Below are 14,796 nucleotides of genomic sequence, written 5' to 3' on the forward strand. Positions count from 1 at the left end.
GCGGGCAGGAGATCGGACTCGCGTACAAGCCTGCCTTTTCTTTCTGGACTTTCGGTCCAGGAAGAAGGCTCCAGGGCTTAAGCACCGGTCTTGCGACGCTCCCGCATCTCTTCGAGGAGGCCGGTCGCGTCTTCGCCTTCGGCGACCCGCGCCCGCGCCTCCACCAGGTCCGGGTCCTCGCCCTCGTGGTAGCCGCGGCCGGACTCGTTCCGGGTGGCGGGATCGACGCCCATGACGGCGCCGAGGCCCTGCCGGGGTGTGTCGCCGTACAGGGCCTGGTAGGCGCCGGGGCGTACGGAGAGCATCTCGTGCCAGATGCCGACCGCACCGCTGGAGACGATGAACCGCTCAACGAAGGCTTCCTGGCGCGGGTAATGCGTGCGCTCAGGATCGTGCGAGAAATTGCGGATGTCGCCCGCCCGGCGCCAGTACTGGATCACCATGAAGTCGCGCGGCGGGCCGTAGATGACTCGGTAGCCCAGCAGGCCGCTGTCGGGGTCGGCGGACAGCTCCCGCAGCATCGGCAGCATCCCGGCCACCGTGGGCACCCACTGCCGGAGCTTACGCCAGGAGTTGACGCGGGCACCGATGAGCAGGACCGCGACGGGCTCGTCGCTGCGGGCCAGGAACCGGCCGAGCTCGGGCCGGTCACCACGCCGGGGGTCGAAGGCGGCGCTGGGCCGTGTCCAGTGGAGCTTGGGGGGTCGCAGACGCATGGGGGTCTCCCTCATGGATAGTGGCTCTATCCTTGAGGTCACGCTAAAAGAAGGATAGTGCCGCTGTCCATGCCTGGACCGGCCCCGATCCGGAAGGCATCGCCATGCGGTTGTCCGAGCTGAGCGAGCGATCGGGCGTCAGCGTGCACAGCATCAAGTTCTACCTGCGCGAAGGGCTGCTGCCTCCGGGCGAACGCAAGTCGGCCCGGCTCAGCGAGTACGACGAGCAGCACCTGCGCAGGCTGCGGCTCATCCGCGCGATGCTCACGGTCGGCGGACTGAGCCTCACCCAGGCGCGGGACGTCCTCGCGGTCGCCGAAGACCCCGCGTTCGGCCGGACCGAACGCATCGGCGCCGCCCAGTACCTGCTGCCACCCCACATCCAGCCTCCCGAGGACGAGGTGGCCCGGCGCGAGTGGGACCAGACCCGCGCCCAGCTCGCCGAGATGCTCCACGGCCTCACGTGGCGCTTCGACGACAGCAGCCCCTCCCTGGACTCCCTGACCAAGGCGGTCCTGGCCCTGCGCTCGCTCGGCTACGGCGACGCCGACCTGCTCCGCCAATACGCCGAACTCGTACGGCAACTGGCCGCCGCCGAATACGGCGGCGCCATCCATCCCCTCACCGACCTGGACAAGGCCATGGAAGGCGTCATCGTCTACACCCTGCTCGCCGAGCCGGTCCTGCTCGCGCTGCGCCGCCTCGCCCACGAGGACACCGCCAGACGCCTCCACGACGGAGAATGATCCCCATGGACCCCGTACTGAAGGCGCTCGGGGCGTTGCGGGCCACGCGGTGGTTCACCGGCGAGCCGGTCGCCGACGAGGCGCTGCACGCGATCCTGGAAGCGGCGCGGTGGACCGGGTCGGCGCGCAACCGGCAGCCGTGGCGGTTCGTCGTGGTCCGCGACCGCGCGCTGCTGACCGGCCTGAGCCGCCTGGGCGCGTACGCGGGCCATCTGGCGCAGGCGCCGCTCGCCGTGCTGCTGGCGGTGAACGCGCAGGACAGCCGGGACGACGCGGAGTTCGACGCGGGCCGGGCGGCGCAGACCATCATGCTCGCCGCGCACGCGTTCGGGCTCGGCAGTTGCCCCGCGTCGTTCTTCCCCGCGGACAACGTCGAGCGCGCCGGGCACCTCGTCGGTGTCGGAGCGCCGTGGCGGATCCGGACCGGGCTGTCGGTCGGGCATCCGGCACCCGCTCCTCTGGGAAGGTCGGCCATTCCTACGGGGCGCCTGGCACTGGACGAACTGGTGATCGATCGTTGAGGAGCCTCGTGATTCCATGGCTTCATGAGTGAGTCACTCTTCGGGCTCGGCATCTCGACGTCCGCGGCGCCCGGGGCCGATCCCGTCCAGGACGCGCAGGCGGCCGAACGGCTGGGGTTCGACTTCGTGTCCGCCTCCGACCATCCGTGCGGCTCGGTGCCGACGCACGAGACGTGGACGATGCTCACGTGGGTGGCCGCGGCGACGTCGCGGATCCGGCTGGCGACGCGGGTGCTGGGCGTGCCGTACCGGCCGCCGGCGATGGTGGCCAAGATGGCCGAGACGCTGGACCGGCTGTCGGGCGGGCGGTTGATTCTGGGGCTCGGCGGCGGTTATGCCGACGAGGAGTTCCGCGCGTTCGGGCTGGGCGTTCCGTCCGCGCGCGACAAGGTCGACGGGATGGCCGAGGCGATCGAGATCGCGCGCGGCCTGTGGACCAAGCCCGCGTTCTCTTACGCCGGGCGGCTCTACAAGACCGAGGACGCCGACCTGGAGCCCAAGCCGAAGGACCACATCCCGATCTGGCTCGGCACGTACGGGCCGCGCGCGCTGGACGCGACCGGGCGCCTGGCCGACGGGTGGATCCCGTCGCTCGGCTTCGCGCCGCCCGACATGATCCCGCCGATGCGCGACCGGATCCTCGCCGCCGCCGAACGCGCGGGCCGCGACCCGGGCGACATCACCTGCGCCTACAACGTGGCCGTACGGGTCGGCGACCATCAGGCGCCGGACGTGAACGTGGTCGCGGGATCTACCGGAGAGATCGCCGAGCGGCTGCTCGGCTTCACCGAGCTGGGCTTCACCTCGATGAACTTCATCCCGTCCGGACCGGACCCCCGCGGCCAGGCAGAGCTCCTGGCCACGGAGGTCCTCCCCGCGTTGCGGGCCGCGGTCTAGTTGAACGCCTTCATGAAGGCGAACGGCTGCTGGTCGATGCTGCTGCACGTGGGGTCGGCCTGGTTCTTCGGGCCGCCGGGGCAGGCCTTGTCGCGGGTCGCCGACCACATCGCCGTCCAGGCCAGGCCCTTGCTCTTGGCGAACGCGGCGACCTTCGACGCGTCGGCCACGGTGAACGTCTCGGTGTTGACGTCGTTCACGCCGATCATCGGCGTCACCGCGACCCGCTTCCAGGCCTCGGCGTCGCTGAGGCCGAGCGCGCCCTTGATCTGCCCCTGCGTGGCGGTCGCCGCGTCGATGGCGTACTGCCCCATCTTCCCGTTCGGGTTCGGCGCGGCGGAGTCGCCGTAGTCCATCGCCATCACGTTGACGGCGTTGACGGCGACGCCGTTGTCCTTGGCGTTCTTGACCAGGTTGACCCCGTCCGGCGTGAGCCCCGAGGGCAGCACCGGCAGGGTGAACGACACGTCCAGCCCGGAGTGCTTCTTCTGCAGCGCCGCGATGGCCTTGGCACGCCGGGTGTTGGCGGCCACGTCGGGCAGCGCGCTCCCCTCGATGTCGAAGTCGACCTTCGTCAGCTTGAACTGGTCGATCACCTTGCCGTACGCGGCCTCCAGCGACGCCTCGTCGGAGCAGGCCAGCCCGAGCTCGCTGCCCGAGGCGCCGCCGAACGACACCCGCACGTCGCCGCCGAGCTTGCGCAGCGCGTCGGTCTGGTTGGCGGTCGTGTTCCCGCCGAGGTCGGTGACACCGCCCCACTTGGGCGTGCAGCCGCCGCCCGAGGTGACGAACGCCAGGTTGAACTGCTTCACGCCCGTCTTGCTGGCCGTGTCGACCAGGTCGTACGCCGGGTACAGGCTCCCGTCCACATACGGCGAGAAGGCGCCGGTGGCGGCGGCCTTGACGGCCTTCTTCGTCTTCTTGGTCTTCTTCGCCTTCTTGGCCTGCGGCTTGGCGGCGGCCTGGCCGATCTGGGCGGCCGGACCGTTCGCGGCGACCCGGTCGGGAGCGGCCACGCCCTGCGCCGCCGAGGCGGTCTTCGCGGCGGTGGCGTCGCCGCCGCCCGAGAACGCGATCGCGGCGCCCGCCGTCACGCCGACGGCGGCGGTCAGGCCGGCCGCCACGAAGAACGGCTTGCCCGCCCGGCGGGGGCGGCGGGGTCCGGGCTGCTGAGGGGTCTGCTTCATGCGGGGTGGTCCTCCATGATCCTTGCTCGGGAGCGAGATCACGCTAAGACCCTGCGAGCCCTCATGGACGGCCCTTAAGCGTCCTTTAAGGACGCACTTATTGTGCGCTAACCCGGTCAGGAACGGGAGCGGGAGTGGCGGCGGCGGACCAGGCGGCGGGAGCGGCGCGTGGGCGGGAGGTACTTGGTCCGGAACCACATCTGGATCTGGGCGCCGCCCAGGACCGAGCGGTGAATGCGCACGTAGCCGCCGGTGGCCTCGGCCGCGCGGCGGGCGATGTCGAGGCCGAGGCCCGTGGAGCCGCCGGTGCTGCGGCCGCGCTGCAGGGCGGCGTCGGGGTCGGCGATGCCGGGGCCCGCGTCGGCGACGAGGATGCCGGTGACGCCCTCGCCGACGTGGAGGGTGACGGCGAAGCTCGTGCCCTCGGCGGTGTGCCGGAAGACGTTGCCCAGGAGGGCGTCCACGGCGGCGGCGAGCTCGCTGCCGGGCAGCGGGAGGGGCGCGGGACGGCCGGCGCCGATCAGCTCGCAGGAACGGCCCTCGTCCTCGGCCAGGACGGACCAGAACGAGATGCGTTCCTTGAGGACCTTGGCGGCGTCGCAGCTGCCGCGGCCGGTGGGGCGGCGGACGGTACGGATGATCAGGTCGACCTCGCGGTCGAGCTTGTCGACGGCCTCGCGGGTCTGGTCGGCGACCGCGCTCTGGCCGAGGGCCTCGGCGTTCAGCCGGAGGGCGGCGAGGGGCGTGCGCAGACGGTGCGAGAGGTCGGCGGCGATCTCACGTTCGGCGGCCAGGAGCTGGACCACGTGGTCGGCCATCGCGTTGAAGGCCAGCCCGGCCTCGACCAGCTCGGGCGGGCCCTCGGGTTCGATCCGGACGCTGAGGTCGCCGTCGCCGAACGCGCCCGCGGCGGCGGCCAGGCGCCGGGTGGAACGGATGACGCGGGCGCCCAGGCGGTCGGCCACGGCCACTGAACCGGCCACGAGGGCTGCGGCCACGGCGGTCATGACCACCCACGCCTTCCACACGCCCTGGGACAGGTCGCCGTCGGGCACGAAGACCTCGACGACGGCGGTACGGCCCGCGTCCAGGGAGACGGGTTGCAGGAGCGCGTAACCGCCCGACACCCGGGCCGTGTAGGAACGGCCGCGCCGACCGGCCTCGGCGAGCTGGTCGGGGCGGGCCTTGGCGGCCTTGGTGCCCGTCTGAGGCACGACCTGACCGCCCGCCAGGTGCACCGCCATCCGCTGGGCGGCGCCGGCCTGCGTGCTGGCCACGGCCTTCTCCAGCGGCCCCGGCTCCTGGGTGACCACCAGGACGGGGCCGAGGGCGCTGGCCTGCCGCTCGGCGGTCGTGAGGGCCCGGTCGCGGGCGATCTCCCGTACGGTCAGGGCGAGCGGGATGAGGAACGCCAGCGCGACCATCGAGGTGACCGCGAGGGACACCAGGACAAGCGTGCGTCTCATGGCGAGTCGGCACCGCCGGAAGCGCCGCCGGAGGCGTCGGACGCGGGTTCGGCGAGCCGGACCCCCACGCCGCGCACGGTGTGCAGGTAGCGGGGCTTGGCCGCGGTCTCCCCGAGCTTGCGGCGCAGCCAGGACAGGTGGACGTCGATGGTCTGATCGTCGCCGTAGGCCTGCCGCCAGACCTCGGCGAGCAGCTCGCGCCGGGCCACCACCCGGCCGGGCCGGGCGGCCAGGTAGGCCAGCAGGTCGAACTCGCGGCGGGTCAGCTCCAGCGACTGGCCCTCCAGGGTGACCTCGCGCCGGTCCAGGTCGATCAGCAGCCCGCCGACGCGCAGCTCGGCGGTGGGCCCGGTCCGCCCGGCGCGGCGCAGCACCGCCGACAGCCGGGCCACCAGGTGCTCGGCGGAGAACGGCTTGATCAAGTAGTCGTCGGCGCCCGCGTTCAGCAGCCGGACGATCTCCGGCTCGTCGTCGCGCGCGGTCGCGATGATCACCGGTACGTCCGAGACGCCGCGCAGCATCTTGAGGACCTCGGCGCCGTCCAGGTCGGGCAGCCCGAGGTCCAGGATCACCACGTCCGGGGGCGCCTGCGTCACCTCGCGCAGCGCGTCCATCGCGGTCCCGACGCTGCGTACCACGTGCGCACGCGCGCTGAGTTCCCTGATCAGGGCGGTACGGACGTTCGCGTCGTCCTCGACCACCAGAACACTCGCCATGCCCGCACCGTATGCCACCATGTGCGAATGCGTCGCACAATGTCCTATGTCGTGCCATGGGCGGGGGTAACGGCACTGGCCGTAACCCTGTCGTGGCTCGGCGTACGGGAGGTCGTGCGCGACGCGGTGTCGGATCGGGGCTCGCCGCCGCCGATCGCGGGCCCGGTGATCCACGGGAGCCCCTCGACGCAGCCCGGCCCGGCGAGCGTGGGGACGCCGACCGCCCGGCCCAGCCCCGACCAGGACGGCAAGCACGGTCCGAGCCCGGCGCCGGGCCCGGCCACCAGGCCCGCCGGAGCGCACGAGGACGACGGGGCCGGCACCGGCAACGTCCGCAGTTACGGCTCGCGGGGCGGCCGCGCCGCGATGGCCCTGGACGGCGACAAGGTCAAGCTCGTCTCGGCGACCCCCAACCAGGGCTATGAGACAAGGGTCACACCGGCCGACGGCTGGCTTCGCGTGGACTTTCTCGGCTCCGACCACACCTCGTCGGTGATCGCCTCCTGGTACGAGCACGACCCGATCGTGAAGGTCTACGAGTACTGAGGGTCTACGAGTGCTAGGACCCGATCAGGCCGTACTGCGCGGCGAACTCGGCGAGCTTGTCGAGGGCCTCGCGGGTCCGGCGCCAGGGCCGCACGATCAGCCGGTCGACCCCCATCGCCTCCCACTCGGCGATCTCGCCGGGCCCCTCCAGCTCGTAGGCGTGCACGGTGATCTCGAACGGCTCGCCCTCGCGGCCCGCGGCCTTGCGGAGCTCGTGCAGCCGCTCGATCTGCGAACGGGCGCCGGCCAGGGTCTGCGGCATGCTGATCCAGCCGTCGCACAGGGTCGCGGCCCGGCGCAGCGCGGCCCCGGACTCGCCTCCGGCGATGATCGGCAGGCGGGCCTGGACCGGCTTGGGCTCGAACGCGACCTCGGGGAAGTCGAAGAACTCGCCGTGATGCTCCACGGCGGGCTCGCTCCACAGCCGCCGCGAGACCTCGATCGCCTCGTCGAGGCGGCGTCCGCGCGTGGCGAAGTCGACCCCGGCGGCGAGCCACTCCCCCTCGTACCATCCGGCGCCGACCCCGACGACGGCCCGGCCGCCCGAGATCTGGTCGAGGGTCGCGAAGGCCCGCGCCGCCACGAACGGATGGCGCAGCCCGTACAGGTACACGGCCGTTCCGAGCCGCACCCGATCGGTGACGGCGGCCAGCGAGCACAGGTACGCGGGCGCGTCGAAGAGCGGCGTCGCGGGTCTGATCCCGGGCTCGCCGGTCCCCGGATAGGTCGCCGTGGACAGGTCGGTCGCGAACACCAGGTGCTCGGGCAGCCACACCGACTCGAATCCGAGCCTGTCGGCCGCGACCGTCAGATCACGCCAGATCGCCGGGTGCACCAGCCCGAGCGGCACTCCGAACTTCACTCCGCCTCCTCCACAACCCCGCCATATCCGCCGCCCCCGGAGGTCTCCACGACCAGAGCCTCCCCCTCGGCCAGCGGCTGACGCGTGGCCTTGGTCCCGAGTGGCTCGCGCGTGCCGTCCGTGCGTTCCCGGTAGTAGCCGCCCGCGCGCCCCGGCGCGCCGCCGGCCGAGCCCGGCGGCGGCCTCATCAGCCGGTCGCCGCGGGTGTCCACGCGGGCCTCCTCCAGCATCCGGATCACGGTCCGGGTGCCGCGCCCGCCACGGTGCCGGCCCTCGCCGCCCGAGCCGGGGATCAGCGAGACCTCCTCGACCCGGACCGGCAGCCGCGCCTCGATCGGCTCGACCTGCGGGATGATGTTGCGCCCGCCGCCGAACAGCGCGCCGGTCGCGTCCGCGCCGTCGTGGTCCTCGCGGGCGCCCGTACCGCCGAGGTCGAACGACATGTGCAGCCACGGCCGCCGCACCCCGCTGATGCTGAACGCCTGCAAGATGCCCGAGGCCGCCACCCCGCTGAACGCCGCGAAGATGGCCTCCTCGGCCGCCGCGACCGTGCCGAAACGGCCTCCGCCCGGGTAGGGCGGCGTGCAGTGCACGAGCGTTCCCCTGGGCATCCGGACGTCCACCGGCGCGAAGCAGCCCTCGTTCATCGGCAGGCTCGGGTCGACGAAGCAGCGCATCGCGTACATCACGCCGCCGTGCGTCTGCGAGAAGCCCGAGTTGATCGGCAGCGGGACCTGCTCGTCGGTGCCCTCGAAGTCGACCAGCACGCCGCCCTCGCCGTCGGCGGTGACCGCGACGCGGACGGTGTTCCCGTCGTCCAGCGTGTACACGCCGCGGTGCGTGCCGGGCGGCAGCGCGGCCAGGCCCTCGCGCATGCGGCGCTCGGTGTGGCCGAGGTAGTCCTCGATGCCCCGCGCGAGCCCGGCCGGGGTGTGCGACTCGACGATCTCGCTCAGCCGCCGCGCCGCGACGTTCACCCCGGCGACCAGCGCGCGGACGTCGCCGACGAGCTTGTCGGGCGTACGGCTGTTGGCCGCCAGCACGCGCACAATGTCGTCGGCCAGTCCGTCGGCCGTCGCGATCCGGATCGGCGGGAGCTGGAGCCCTTCGAGGAAGATGTCGGTCGCGTCGGAGGCCATCCCACCCGCCGACAGCCCGGACAGGTCCGCCACGTGGATCAGCGTCCCTGTGAAATAGGCGGGCGCTCCCTCCACGAACACGGGCCGGAAGACCAGCAGGTCGTTGGCGTGGATCCCGCCCTGGTAGACGTCGTTCAGCACGAAGACGTCGCCGTCGCGCATCGTCTCGGCGGGATAGGCCTTCAGGACGTACGGCAGCGCGCTGCGCAGGCTGGCGCACTGGATCAGCGCGGTGGACAGCGAGTGCGCGATCAGCCGCCCCCGCACGTCGAGGATGGCCGCCGCCGCGTCCGCGCCCTCCACGATGAACGTGGAGTAGGCCGACCGCACGACCACGATGCTGGCCTCCTCCGCCGCCACGCACAGCGCGTTGCGCAGGATCTCGGCCGTCAGGTCATCGCTCATGCCGTGTCGCTTGTGGGGGGACGACCCCCCACACCCCCCGGGACGCTCGCTCCGCTCACTCATTTTTCTCCAGGAGGATCGCGCCGCGCTCGTCGACGGTGCCGTGCCAGCCGGGCGGGATCAGCAGCGAGCACTGCGGCTCGGTGACGACGAGCGGCCCGGCCAGCTCATCGCCGGGCCCGCACCCGTCCCGCTCCAGGACGCCCACCTCGCGGAACTCCCCGTCCAGCCAGATCGGCCGCACACCCGCCGGGCCCCGTTCCGCCCGGTCGCCGCGAGGCAGCTGGTCCGCTCCTGACGGGAGAACGACCCGGACCCGCGCGGTCGTCAGCTCGACGGGATCGCGCAGGTCGATGCCGTACGACTCGTGGTAGCGCTTGTAGAACTCGTCGGCGGCGCGCTGGATGATCTCGGGCGTGATCTGGCCCGCGGGCAGCTCGATGGTGAACGCGTGCGCCTGCCCGACGAACCGCGCCCCGACCGACCGCAGCGCTTCGCCCGCGCCGCCGAGGTCGGCCCGCGCGGCGCGTTCCAGCTCGGCGAAGATGTCGGCCAGCTCGCCCAGCGACTCGCGGCTGGCCGAGCAGGACGTGAGTGTTGAGACGGGCGCGAGGAAGGTCCGGGCCCGTTCGATCGCCAGGTCGGCGTGCAGCAGCCCGACCGCCGAGCCGACGCCGGCCTGAGGCGGTACGAGCACACGCGCGATCCCGAACTGTTCAGCCAGCCGGACCACGTGCGTCGGGGCGGCTCCGCCGAGGGCGACCAGCGTGAAGCCGCGCGGGTCGATGCCGCGCCGCACCGTCACCACGTGCACGGCCGCGCCCATCTGCGCGTTCGCGATGTCGTGGACGGCCGCCGCCGCCTCGATCACTCCCACGCCCAGCGGGTCGGCGACGTGCTCGCGGATCGCTTCGCGCGCCAGCTCGGCCGACAGCGTGAACTCGCCGAAGCCGCCGGGATCGAGGTAGCCGAGGACGAGGTTGGCGTCGGTGACGGTCGGGTGCGTTCCGCCGCGTCCGTAGCAGGCCGGGCCGGGGTCGGCGCCCGCCGAACGGGGCCCGACGCGCAACGTTCCGCCGTCCACCCATGCGATCGAACCACCACCCGAACCCACCTCGGCGAGGTCGATCGCGGGCACCTTGATGGGCACGCCGGTGCCCGGCCGCCGCCCGCCGAAGCTGCCCTTGCCGCCGACCTGGAACTCGTGCGTGATCCCCGGCCTGCCGCCGCGCACCAGCCCGGCCTTGGCGGTCGTCCCGCCCATGTCGAACGAGATGAGATCGGCCAGCCCGCGTTCCGCGCCCTGCCGGGCCGCCGCGATCACACCGGCCGCGGGCCCGGACTCGATCGTGTAGACGGCCCGGGACGCGGCGAGAGCGGCGGGCAGCACGCCGCCCGCCGACTCCATGACGTGCACGGGTGCGTCGATCCCGAGGTCGCGGAGCCGTTCGCCGAGCCGGCTCAGGTAGGACGCCATGACCGGGCCGACGTAGGCCGACATCAGCGTGGTCGTGGCGCGCTCGTACTCCCCCAGTTCGGGCCAGACCGCCGAGGACACCACGACCGGCGTGCCCTCCGGCAGCCGCGCCGCGACGATCTCCGCGAGGCGGTTCTCGTGCACCGGGTTCATGTAGGAGTGCAGCAGGCAGATCGCGACGGCCGAGACCCCGAGCGCGGCGATCTCGCCGGCGATCCGTTCGGCCGCCTCCTCGTCCAGCGCGCGCAGCACCTCGCCGCCCGCGCCGATGCGCTCGGGCGCCGCGAAGGTGTGCGTCAGCGGAACGGGCGGGTCGGGCTGAACGTAGGCGAGGTCGTACCGTTCCTCCTCCACCCGCGCCTGCCGCCCGAGTTCGAGCATCGACCCGAATCCCTCGGTCGTGACGAACGCGACCGGGACGCCGGTCCGCTCCAGGATCACGTTGGTGGCGAGCGTGGTGGCGTGCACGAACCGGTCCACCTCGCCCGGCGGAACCCCCGCGCCCGCCAGCACCTGCTCGACGCCGCGCAGCAGCCCCTCGGTCGGGTCGCCGGGCGTGGTCAGGGTCTTGGCGACCTCGACCCGTCCGTCCGGCCCGGTGAGGACGACGTCGGTGAACGTGCCGCCGACGTCGCTGGCGAGGGTGTGACCCATCGTTCCCCTCTCTAGAGCAGCGCGTCCCGGAGCCGGGCCCGGTGGAAGCCGTCGTCTCCCCAGGCCGGGCGCAGCCCCCAGACCCGGTTGAGCCACAGCTGCAGGTCGAGCTCGTCGGTGTAGCCGATCGCACCGTGCACCTGGAGTGCTGTGCGTGCGGCTCGGTGCGCGGCTCCGCTCGCCGCGTTCTTGGCCGCCGACACGTCCCGCGAGGCGGCCGGATCGCCGTGCGCCAGCGAATAGGCCGCCCGGTAGACCAGCGGCGCGGCGAACTCCAGCGCGATCGCCACGTCGGCGAGCTGGTGCTTGAGCGCCTGGAACGAGCCGATGACCTTGCCGAACTGGCGCCGCTGGCCCGCGTAGCCCACCGCCTCCTCGCGCAGCCGCCGGCCGAGCCCGACCAGCTGGGCCGCGGTCGCGAGCGCCGCCTGGTCGAACGCCGCCGGGTCGTCCGGCGCCGCCTCCAGCTCGGCGGTGAACAGCCGCCGCGCGGCGTCGGCCGAACCGTGCGGGGTCAGCGCGACACCGTCCGCAGGAGCCAGCGCCGAGCCCGCGACCAGCAGCGCGGCCAGGTCGGCGTCGGGAAGGTAGGGGTCGGCCGCCGGACGCGCGGACACGATCAGCGAGCCGGTCGCGATCTCCGGCAGCTGCCCGACCGCGACCACCAGCGGCGCCGCGACGGCGGTCTCCACGATCGGGCCGGGCGCCGCGAACCAGCCGGTCTGCTCGTACGCCAGCACGGTGTCCAGCGGCGTCAGGCCGAGACCGCCGTGCTCCTCGGCGATGTGCGCGCCGAACAGCCCGACCTCGGCCAGGGCGCGCCAGGCGGGCCCCGGCCGGTCGTCGCGCGTCGCGGCCCGTACGGCCTCGGGCGTGCAGGCCTTCTCCAGGACCTCGCGGACGGTGTCGGCGAGCAGCCGCTGGTCTTCGGTGAATGAGAACTTCATCGAGGCAGCCCCAGAACACGCTCGGCGATGATGTTGCGCTGGATCTCGTTCGTTCCGGCGTAGATGGGGCCGGCCAGCGCGAACAGGAACCCGTCCAGCCAGCGTCCGGCCACCGGGCCGCGCGGGCCCAGCAGTTCCAGGGCCAGCTCGTGCATCCGCAGGTCCAGTTCGGACCAGAAGACCTTCATCAGGCTCGAGTCTGCGCCGAGCTCGATGCCGTCCTCAAGCCGTGCGGCGGCCTGGAAGGTGTAGAGCCGGTAGGCCTCGGCGTCCGACCACGCCTGGACGGCCGCGTCGCGCAGGGTCTGGTCGCCGCTCTGCCTGGCGAGCTCCAGCAGCCGCCCGGCGGTGGCGACGAAGCGGCCCGGGCTGCGCAGCGTCAGGCCGCGTTCGGAGCTGGTGGTGGCCATGGCGACCTTCCAGCCCTGCCCGAGCTCGCCGAGGACACCGTCGCCGGGCACGTAGACGTCGTCGAAGAAGATCTCCGCGAAGCCCGCCTCGCCGTCGAGCTGGGCGATCGGCCGTACGGTCACGCCCTCGCTGTCCAGCGGCAGCATGAAGTAGGTGAGGCCCCGGTGGCGCTCGGACTCGGGATCGGTCCGGAAGAGCCCGAAGCACCAGTCGGCGTAGACGGCCCGCGAGCTCCAGGTCTTCTGCCCGTTCAGCCGCCAGCCGTCGCCGTCGGGCCGCGCGGTCGCGCGCAGCGAGGCCAGGTCGCTCCCGGACTCCGGCTCGGACCAGGCCTGCGCCCACACGTCGTCGGCCCGCGCCATCCGCGCCAGGTGCCGGGCCTTCTGCTCGCCCGTCCCGTACGCCATCAGGGTCGGCGCGAGCAGGAAGATCCCGTTCTGGCTGACCCGGCCCGGCGCGCCCGAGGCCCAGTACTCCTCCTCGAAGATCAGCCAGTCGATCAGCCCGGCCTGCCGGCCGCCGTAGGACTCGGGCCACGAGACGACCGAGAGCCGCGCCTCGGCGAGCCTGCGCTCCCACTGGCGGTGGAGCTCGAACCCCTCCTCGGTGTCCATCGACGGCAGCGGCTCGGCCGGCACGTTGTCCGCCAGCCACGCACGGACCTCGGCGCGGAACGCGTCCTGCTCCGGGGTGAAGGTGAGATCCACACGACCTCCGACATCGGCAACCTAACTAGCGCTTGGTACGCTAATGGCCATGCTTCTGAAGGGCAAGGTCGCGGTCATCACAGGTGCGGGCCCCGGTCTCGGCCGGACGCTCTCGGTCCTCATGGCCCGGGAGGGCGCGAGCCTCGTCGTCGCCGCCCGCAGCAGGGACACCCTGGAGAAGATCGCCACTGAGGTGAGCGCCGAGGTGGACGGCGAGGTCCTGCCGGTCCCGACCGACGTCACCGACGCCGCCCAGGTCAAGGCCCTCGCCGACGCCACCATCGAGCGCTTCGGCAAGGTCGACGTCCTGGTGACCGCCGCGTTCCCCGGCACGCACCGCAAGAACGTGCTGGACATGGACGACGCCTACCTCGCGCGATGGCGGCAGGCGGTCGACATCGCCGCCTACGGCACGCTCCTGGCCTGCCGCCACATCGCCCCGCACATGCTGGAACGAGGCGGGTCCATCGTGAACCTCACCTCGATGTCCAGCCGCATGGGGTACGGCGGCCGTTCCGACTACGCCGCCGGAAAGGCCGCCGTCCACCTGCTCTCGCACGCCCTGGCCGACGAACTCGGGCCGCAGGGCGTCCGCGTCAACTGCGTCGCCCCGGGCTGGATCGCCAGCGACGTCCTCGAGGACTGGATGCGCACCCGGGCCGCCGCCGAGGGCACCACCTACGAGGACATCCTGGCCCGCGACACCGGCGCCATGGCCCTGCGCCGCATCGCCACCGAGGAGGACGTGGCCCGGGCCGTGATCTTCCTCGCCTCCGACCAGGCCAAGGCCACGACCGGCGCCACCATCGATGTGAACGCCGGCCAGCACTTCACCTGAGCGGCCGGGGCCGTCTACGCCAGGCGGTCCTTGCGGAAGGTGGCGATGGGTTCGTCGAGTTCCACCTTGGCGAACCAGTCGGGCCAGTCGTCGGGGCCGTAGCCGATGCCCAGGTCGGTGTGGTGCAGCACCACCTCGGAGGCGCGCTTGAGGAGGACCCCCTCGGCGGGGAATTCCGCGCTGTCGAGGATCTTCACCTTGACGTCCCAGGTCTCCTCGGGCATGACCTCGACCGCGGCGGCGAACGCGGCGGCCGACCCCGACAGGTCGGCCAGCAGCCCGATCACGCTGCGGTCCGCGCCCTCGGCGATGCCGGCCTCGCGGGCCTCGGCGCTCTCGTAGGCGGGGGTCTCGATGCCGGTCCTGGCCCAGTTGAGCAGGTTGCGCAAGGCGTCCGCGTTGCGGGCGACGTGGGTGATGACATGGCCGCGCGTCCACCCCGGGAGCTGGGAGTCTTCCCGTACGTCGGCGTCGGAGAGGTTGCCCACCGCCGCGACCAGACGTTCGGTGACCTCATCGACGCGCTGCACGAGCTCGCTTCGTTCCATCCCCCCATCTCAC

15 protein-coding genes are annotated in these 14,796 nt (G+C 72.8%); 5 read left to right on the plus strand and 10 right to left on the minus strand.

The genetic code is table 11. The features are described from left to right. Window positions 1-77: 77 nt before the first annotated feature. Window positions 78-716, minus strand: coding sequence for a monooxygenase family protein (locus J4573_RS06730; RefSeq protein ID WP_208254355.1), 639 nt, complete (start codon window positions 714-716; stop codon window positions 78-80). A gap of 104 nt (window positions 717-820) precedes the next feature. Here J4573_RS06730 and J4573_RS06735 point away from each other — a divergent pair, with 104 nt between their 5' ends. From J4573_RS06735 to J4573_RS06745, 3 genes are read left to right on the plus strand one after another with little or no spacing between them, the layout of a single operon-like run. Beyond that, the gene (locus J4573_RS06735; RefSeq protein WP_208254356.1) at window positions 821-1,462 is read left to right on the plus strand and encodes a MerR family transcriptional regulator; all 642 of its coding nucleotides are present in this window, start codon (window positions 821-823) and stop codon (window positions 1,460-1,462) included. Between the two features lie 5 nt (window positions 1,463-1,467). Further along, entirely contained in the window at window positions 1,468-1,983 is a 516-nt protein-coding gene (locus J4573_RS06740) for a nitroreductase family protein (protein ID WP_208254357.1), read from the plus strand. Window positions 1,984-2,007: 24 nt separating this feature from the next. Continuing rightward, a complete protein-coding gene (locus J4573_RS06745) occupies window positions 2,008-2,880 on the plus strand; it encodes an LLM class flavin-dependent oxidoreductase (RefSeq protein WP_208254358.1) in 873 nt (290 codons plus the stop codon). Here J4573_RS06745 and J4573_RS06750 read toward each other — a convergent pair. The 3 genes from J4573_RS06750 to J4573_RS06760 all read right to left on the minus strand — a co-directional run bounded on the left by J4573_RS06750 (window position 2,877) and on the right by J4573_RS06760 (window position 6,249). Continuing rightward, entirely contained in the window at window positions 2,877-4,067 is a 1,191-nt protein-coding gene (locus J4573_RS06750; protein WP_208254359.1) for a chitinase, read from the minus strand. The two genes, J4573_RS06745 and J4573_RS06750, sit on opposite strands and share 4 nt — an antisense overlap. A gap of 116 nt (window positions 4,068-4,183) precedes the next feature. Further along, window positions 4,184-5,533: a sensor histidine kinase gene (locus J4573_RS06755; RefSeq protein ID WP_208254360.1), complete on the minus strand. Its 1,350-nt coding sequence runs from the start codon at window positions 5,531-5,533 to the stop codon at window positions 4,184-4,186. Beyond that, the gene (locus J4573_RS06760) at window positions 5,530-6,249 is read right to left on the minus strand and encodes a response regulator transcription factor (protein WP_208254361.1); all 720 of its coding nucleotides are present in this window, start codon (window positions 6,247-6,249) and stop codon (window positions 5,530-5,532) included. The genes J4573_RS06755 and J4573_RS06760 overlap by 4 nt, the downstream gene beginning before the upstream one ends. A gap of 27 nt (window positions 6,250-6,276) precedes the next feature. Between J4573_RS06760 and J4573_RS06765 the strand changes: the two genes are divergently transcribed. After that, a complete protein-coding gene (locus J4573_RS06765) occupies window positions 6,277-6,795 on the plus strand; it encodes a hypothetical protein (protein WP_208254362.1) in 519 nt (172 codons plus the stop codon). 13 nt (window positions 6,796-6,808) lie between these two features. Here J4573_RS06765 and J4573_RS06770 read toward each other — a convergent pair whose 3' ends face one another. From J4573_RS06770 to J4573_RS06790, 5 genes are read right to left on the minus strand one after another with little or no spacing between them, the layout of a single operon-like run. Continuing rightward, window positions 6,809-7,657: a TIGR03619 family F420-dependent LLM class oxidoreductase gene (locus J4573_RS06770; RefSeq protein WP_208254363.1), complete on the minus strand. Its 849-nt coding sequence runs from the start codon at window positions 7,655-7,657 to the stop codon at window positions 6,809-6,811. After that, complete coding sequence (locus J4573_RS06775; protein WP_243772505.1) at window positions 7,654-9,201, minus strand: hydantoinase B/oxoprolinase family protein; 1,548 nt, start codon at window positions 9,199-9,201, stop codon at window positions 7,654-7,656. Before J4573_RS06775 ends, J4573_RS06770 begins: the two co-directional genes overlap by 4 nt. 55 nt (window positions 9,202-9,256) lie before the next feature. After that, a complete protein-coding gene (locus J4573_RS06780; RefSeq protein ID WP_208254365.1) occupies window positions 9,257-11,332 on the minus strand; it encodes a hydantoinase/oxoprolinase family protein in 2,076 nt (691 codons plus the stop codon). 11 nt (window positions 11,333-11,343) lie between these two features. Then, window positions 11,344-12,279 carry an acyl-CoA dehydrogenase family protein gene (locus J4573_RS06785; RefSeq protein ID WP_208254366.1) on the minus strand — a complete coding sequence of 312 codons (936 nt, stop codon included), beginning with the start codon at window positions 12,277-12,279 and terminating at the stop codon, window positions 11,344-11,346. Continuing rightward, window positions 12,276-13,397, minus strand: coding sequence for an acyl-CoA dehydrogenase family protein (locus J4573_RS06790; RefSeq protein WP_208254367.1), 1,122 nt, complete (start codon window positions 13,395-13,397; stop codon window positions 12,276-12,278). Before J4573_RS06790 ends, J4573_RS06785 begins: the two co-directional genes overlap by 4 nt. A 49-nt stretch (window positions 13,398-13,446) precedes the next feature. Here J4573_RS06790 and J4573_RS06795 point away from each other — a divergent pair, with 49 nt between their 5' ends. Continuing rightward, window positions 13,447-14,235 (plus strand): SDR family oxidoreductase, encoded by a 789-nt coding sequence (locus tag J4573_RS06795; RefSeq protein WP_208254368.1) that lies wholly within the window; start codon window positions 13,447-13,449, stop codon window positions 14,233-14,235. Between the two features lie 14 nt (window positions 14,236-14,249). Here J4573_RS06795 and J4573_RS06800 read toward each other — a convergent pair whose 3' ends face one another. After that, complete coding sequence (locus J4573_RS06800; protein ID WP_208254369.1) at window positions 14,250-14,783, minus strand: maleylpyruvate isomerase N-terminal domain-containing protein; 534 nt, start codon at window positions 14,781-14,783, stop codon at window positions 14,250-14,252. Window positions 14,784-14,796 lie beyond the last annotated feature (13 nt).

Source organism: Actinomadura barringtoniae (genome assembly GCF_017573505.1).
In the GTDB taxonomy this organism is placed as follows: domain Bacteria; phylum Actinomycetota; class Actinomycetes; order Streptosporangiales; family Streptosporangiaceae; genus Spirillospora; species Spirillospora barringtoniae.

Coding starts and splice junctions, on each gene's coding strand:
- J4573_RS06765 (WP_208254362.1), top strand. CDS start 6,277: ATGCGTCGCACAATGTCCTATGTCGTGCCATGGGCGGGGGTAACGGCA.
- J4573_RS06745 (WP_208254358.1), top strand. CDS start 2,008: ATGAGTGAGTCACTCTTCGGGCTCGGCATCTCGACGTCCGCGGCGCCC.
- J4573_RS06775 (WP_243772505.1), bottom strand. CDS start 9,201: ATGAGCGATGACCTGACGGCCGAGATCCTGCGCAACGCGCTGTGCGTG.
- J4573_RS06740 (WP_208254357.1), top strand. CDS start 1,468: ATGGACCCCGTACTGAAGGCGCTCGGGGCGTTGCGGGCCACGCGGTGG.
- J4573_RS06735 (WP_208254356.1), top strand. CDS start 821: ATGCGGTTGTCCGAGCTGAGCGAGCGATCGGGCGTCAGCGTGCACAGC.
- J4573_RS06760 (WP_208254361.1), bottom strand. CDS start 6,249: ATGGCGAGTGTTCTGGTGGTCGAGGACGACGCGAACGTCCGTACCGCC.
- J4573_RS06730 (WP_208254355.1), bottom strand. CDS start 716: ATGCGTCTGCGACCCCCCAAGCTCCACTGGACACGGCCCAGCGCCGCC.
- J4573_RS06750 (WP_208254359.1), bottom strand. CDS start 4,067: ATGAAGCAGACCCCTCAGCAGCCCGGACCCCGCCGCCCCCGCCGGGCG.
- J4573_RS06795 (WP_208254368.1), top strand. CDS start 13,447: ATGCTTCTGAAGGGCAAGGTCGCGGTCATCACAGGTGCGGGCCCCGGT.
- J4573_RS06780 (WP_208254365.1), bottom strand. CDS start 11,332: ATGGGTCACACCCTCGCCAGCGACGTCGGCGGCACGTTCACCGACGTC.
- J4573_RS06755 (WP_208254360.1), bottom strand. CDS start 5,533: ATGAGACGCACGCTTGTCCTGGTGTCCCTCGCGGTCACCTCGATGGTC.
- J4573_RS06785 (WP_208254366.1), bottom strand. CDS start 12,279: ATGAAGTTCTCATTCACCGAAGACCAGCGGCTGCTCGCCGACACCGTC.
- J4573_RS06800 (WP_208254369.1), bottom strand. CDS start 14,783: ATGGAACGAAGCGAGCTCGTGCAGCGCGTCGATGAGGTCACCGAACGT.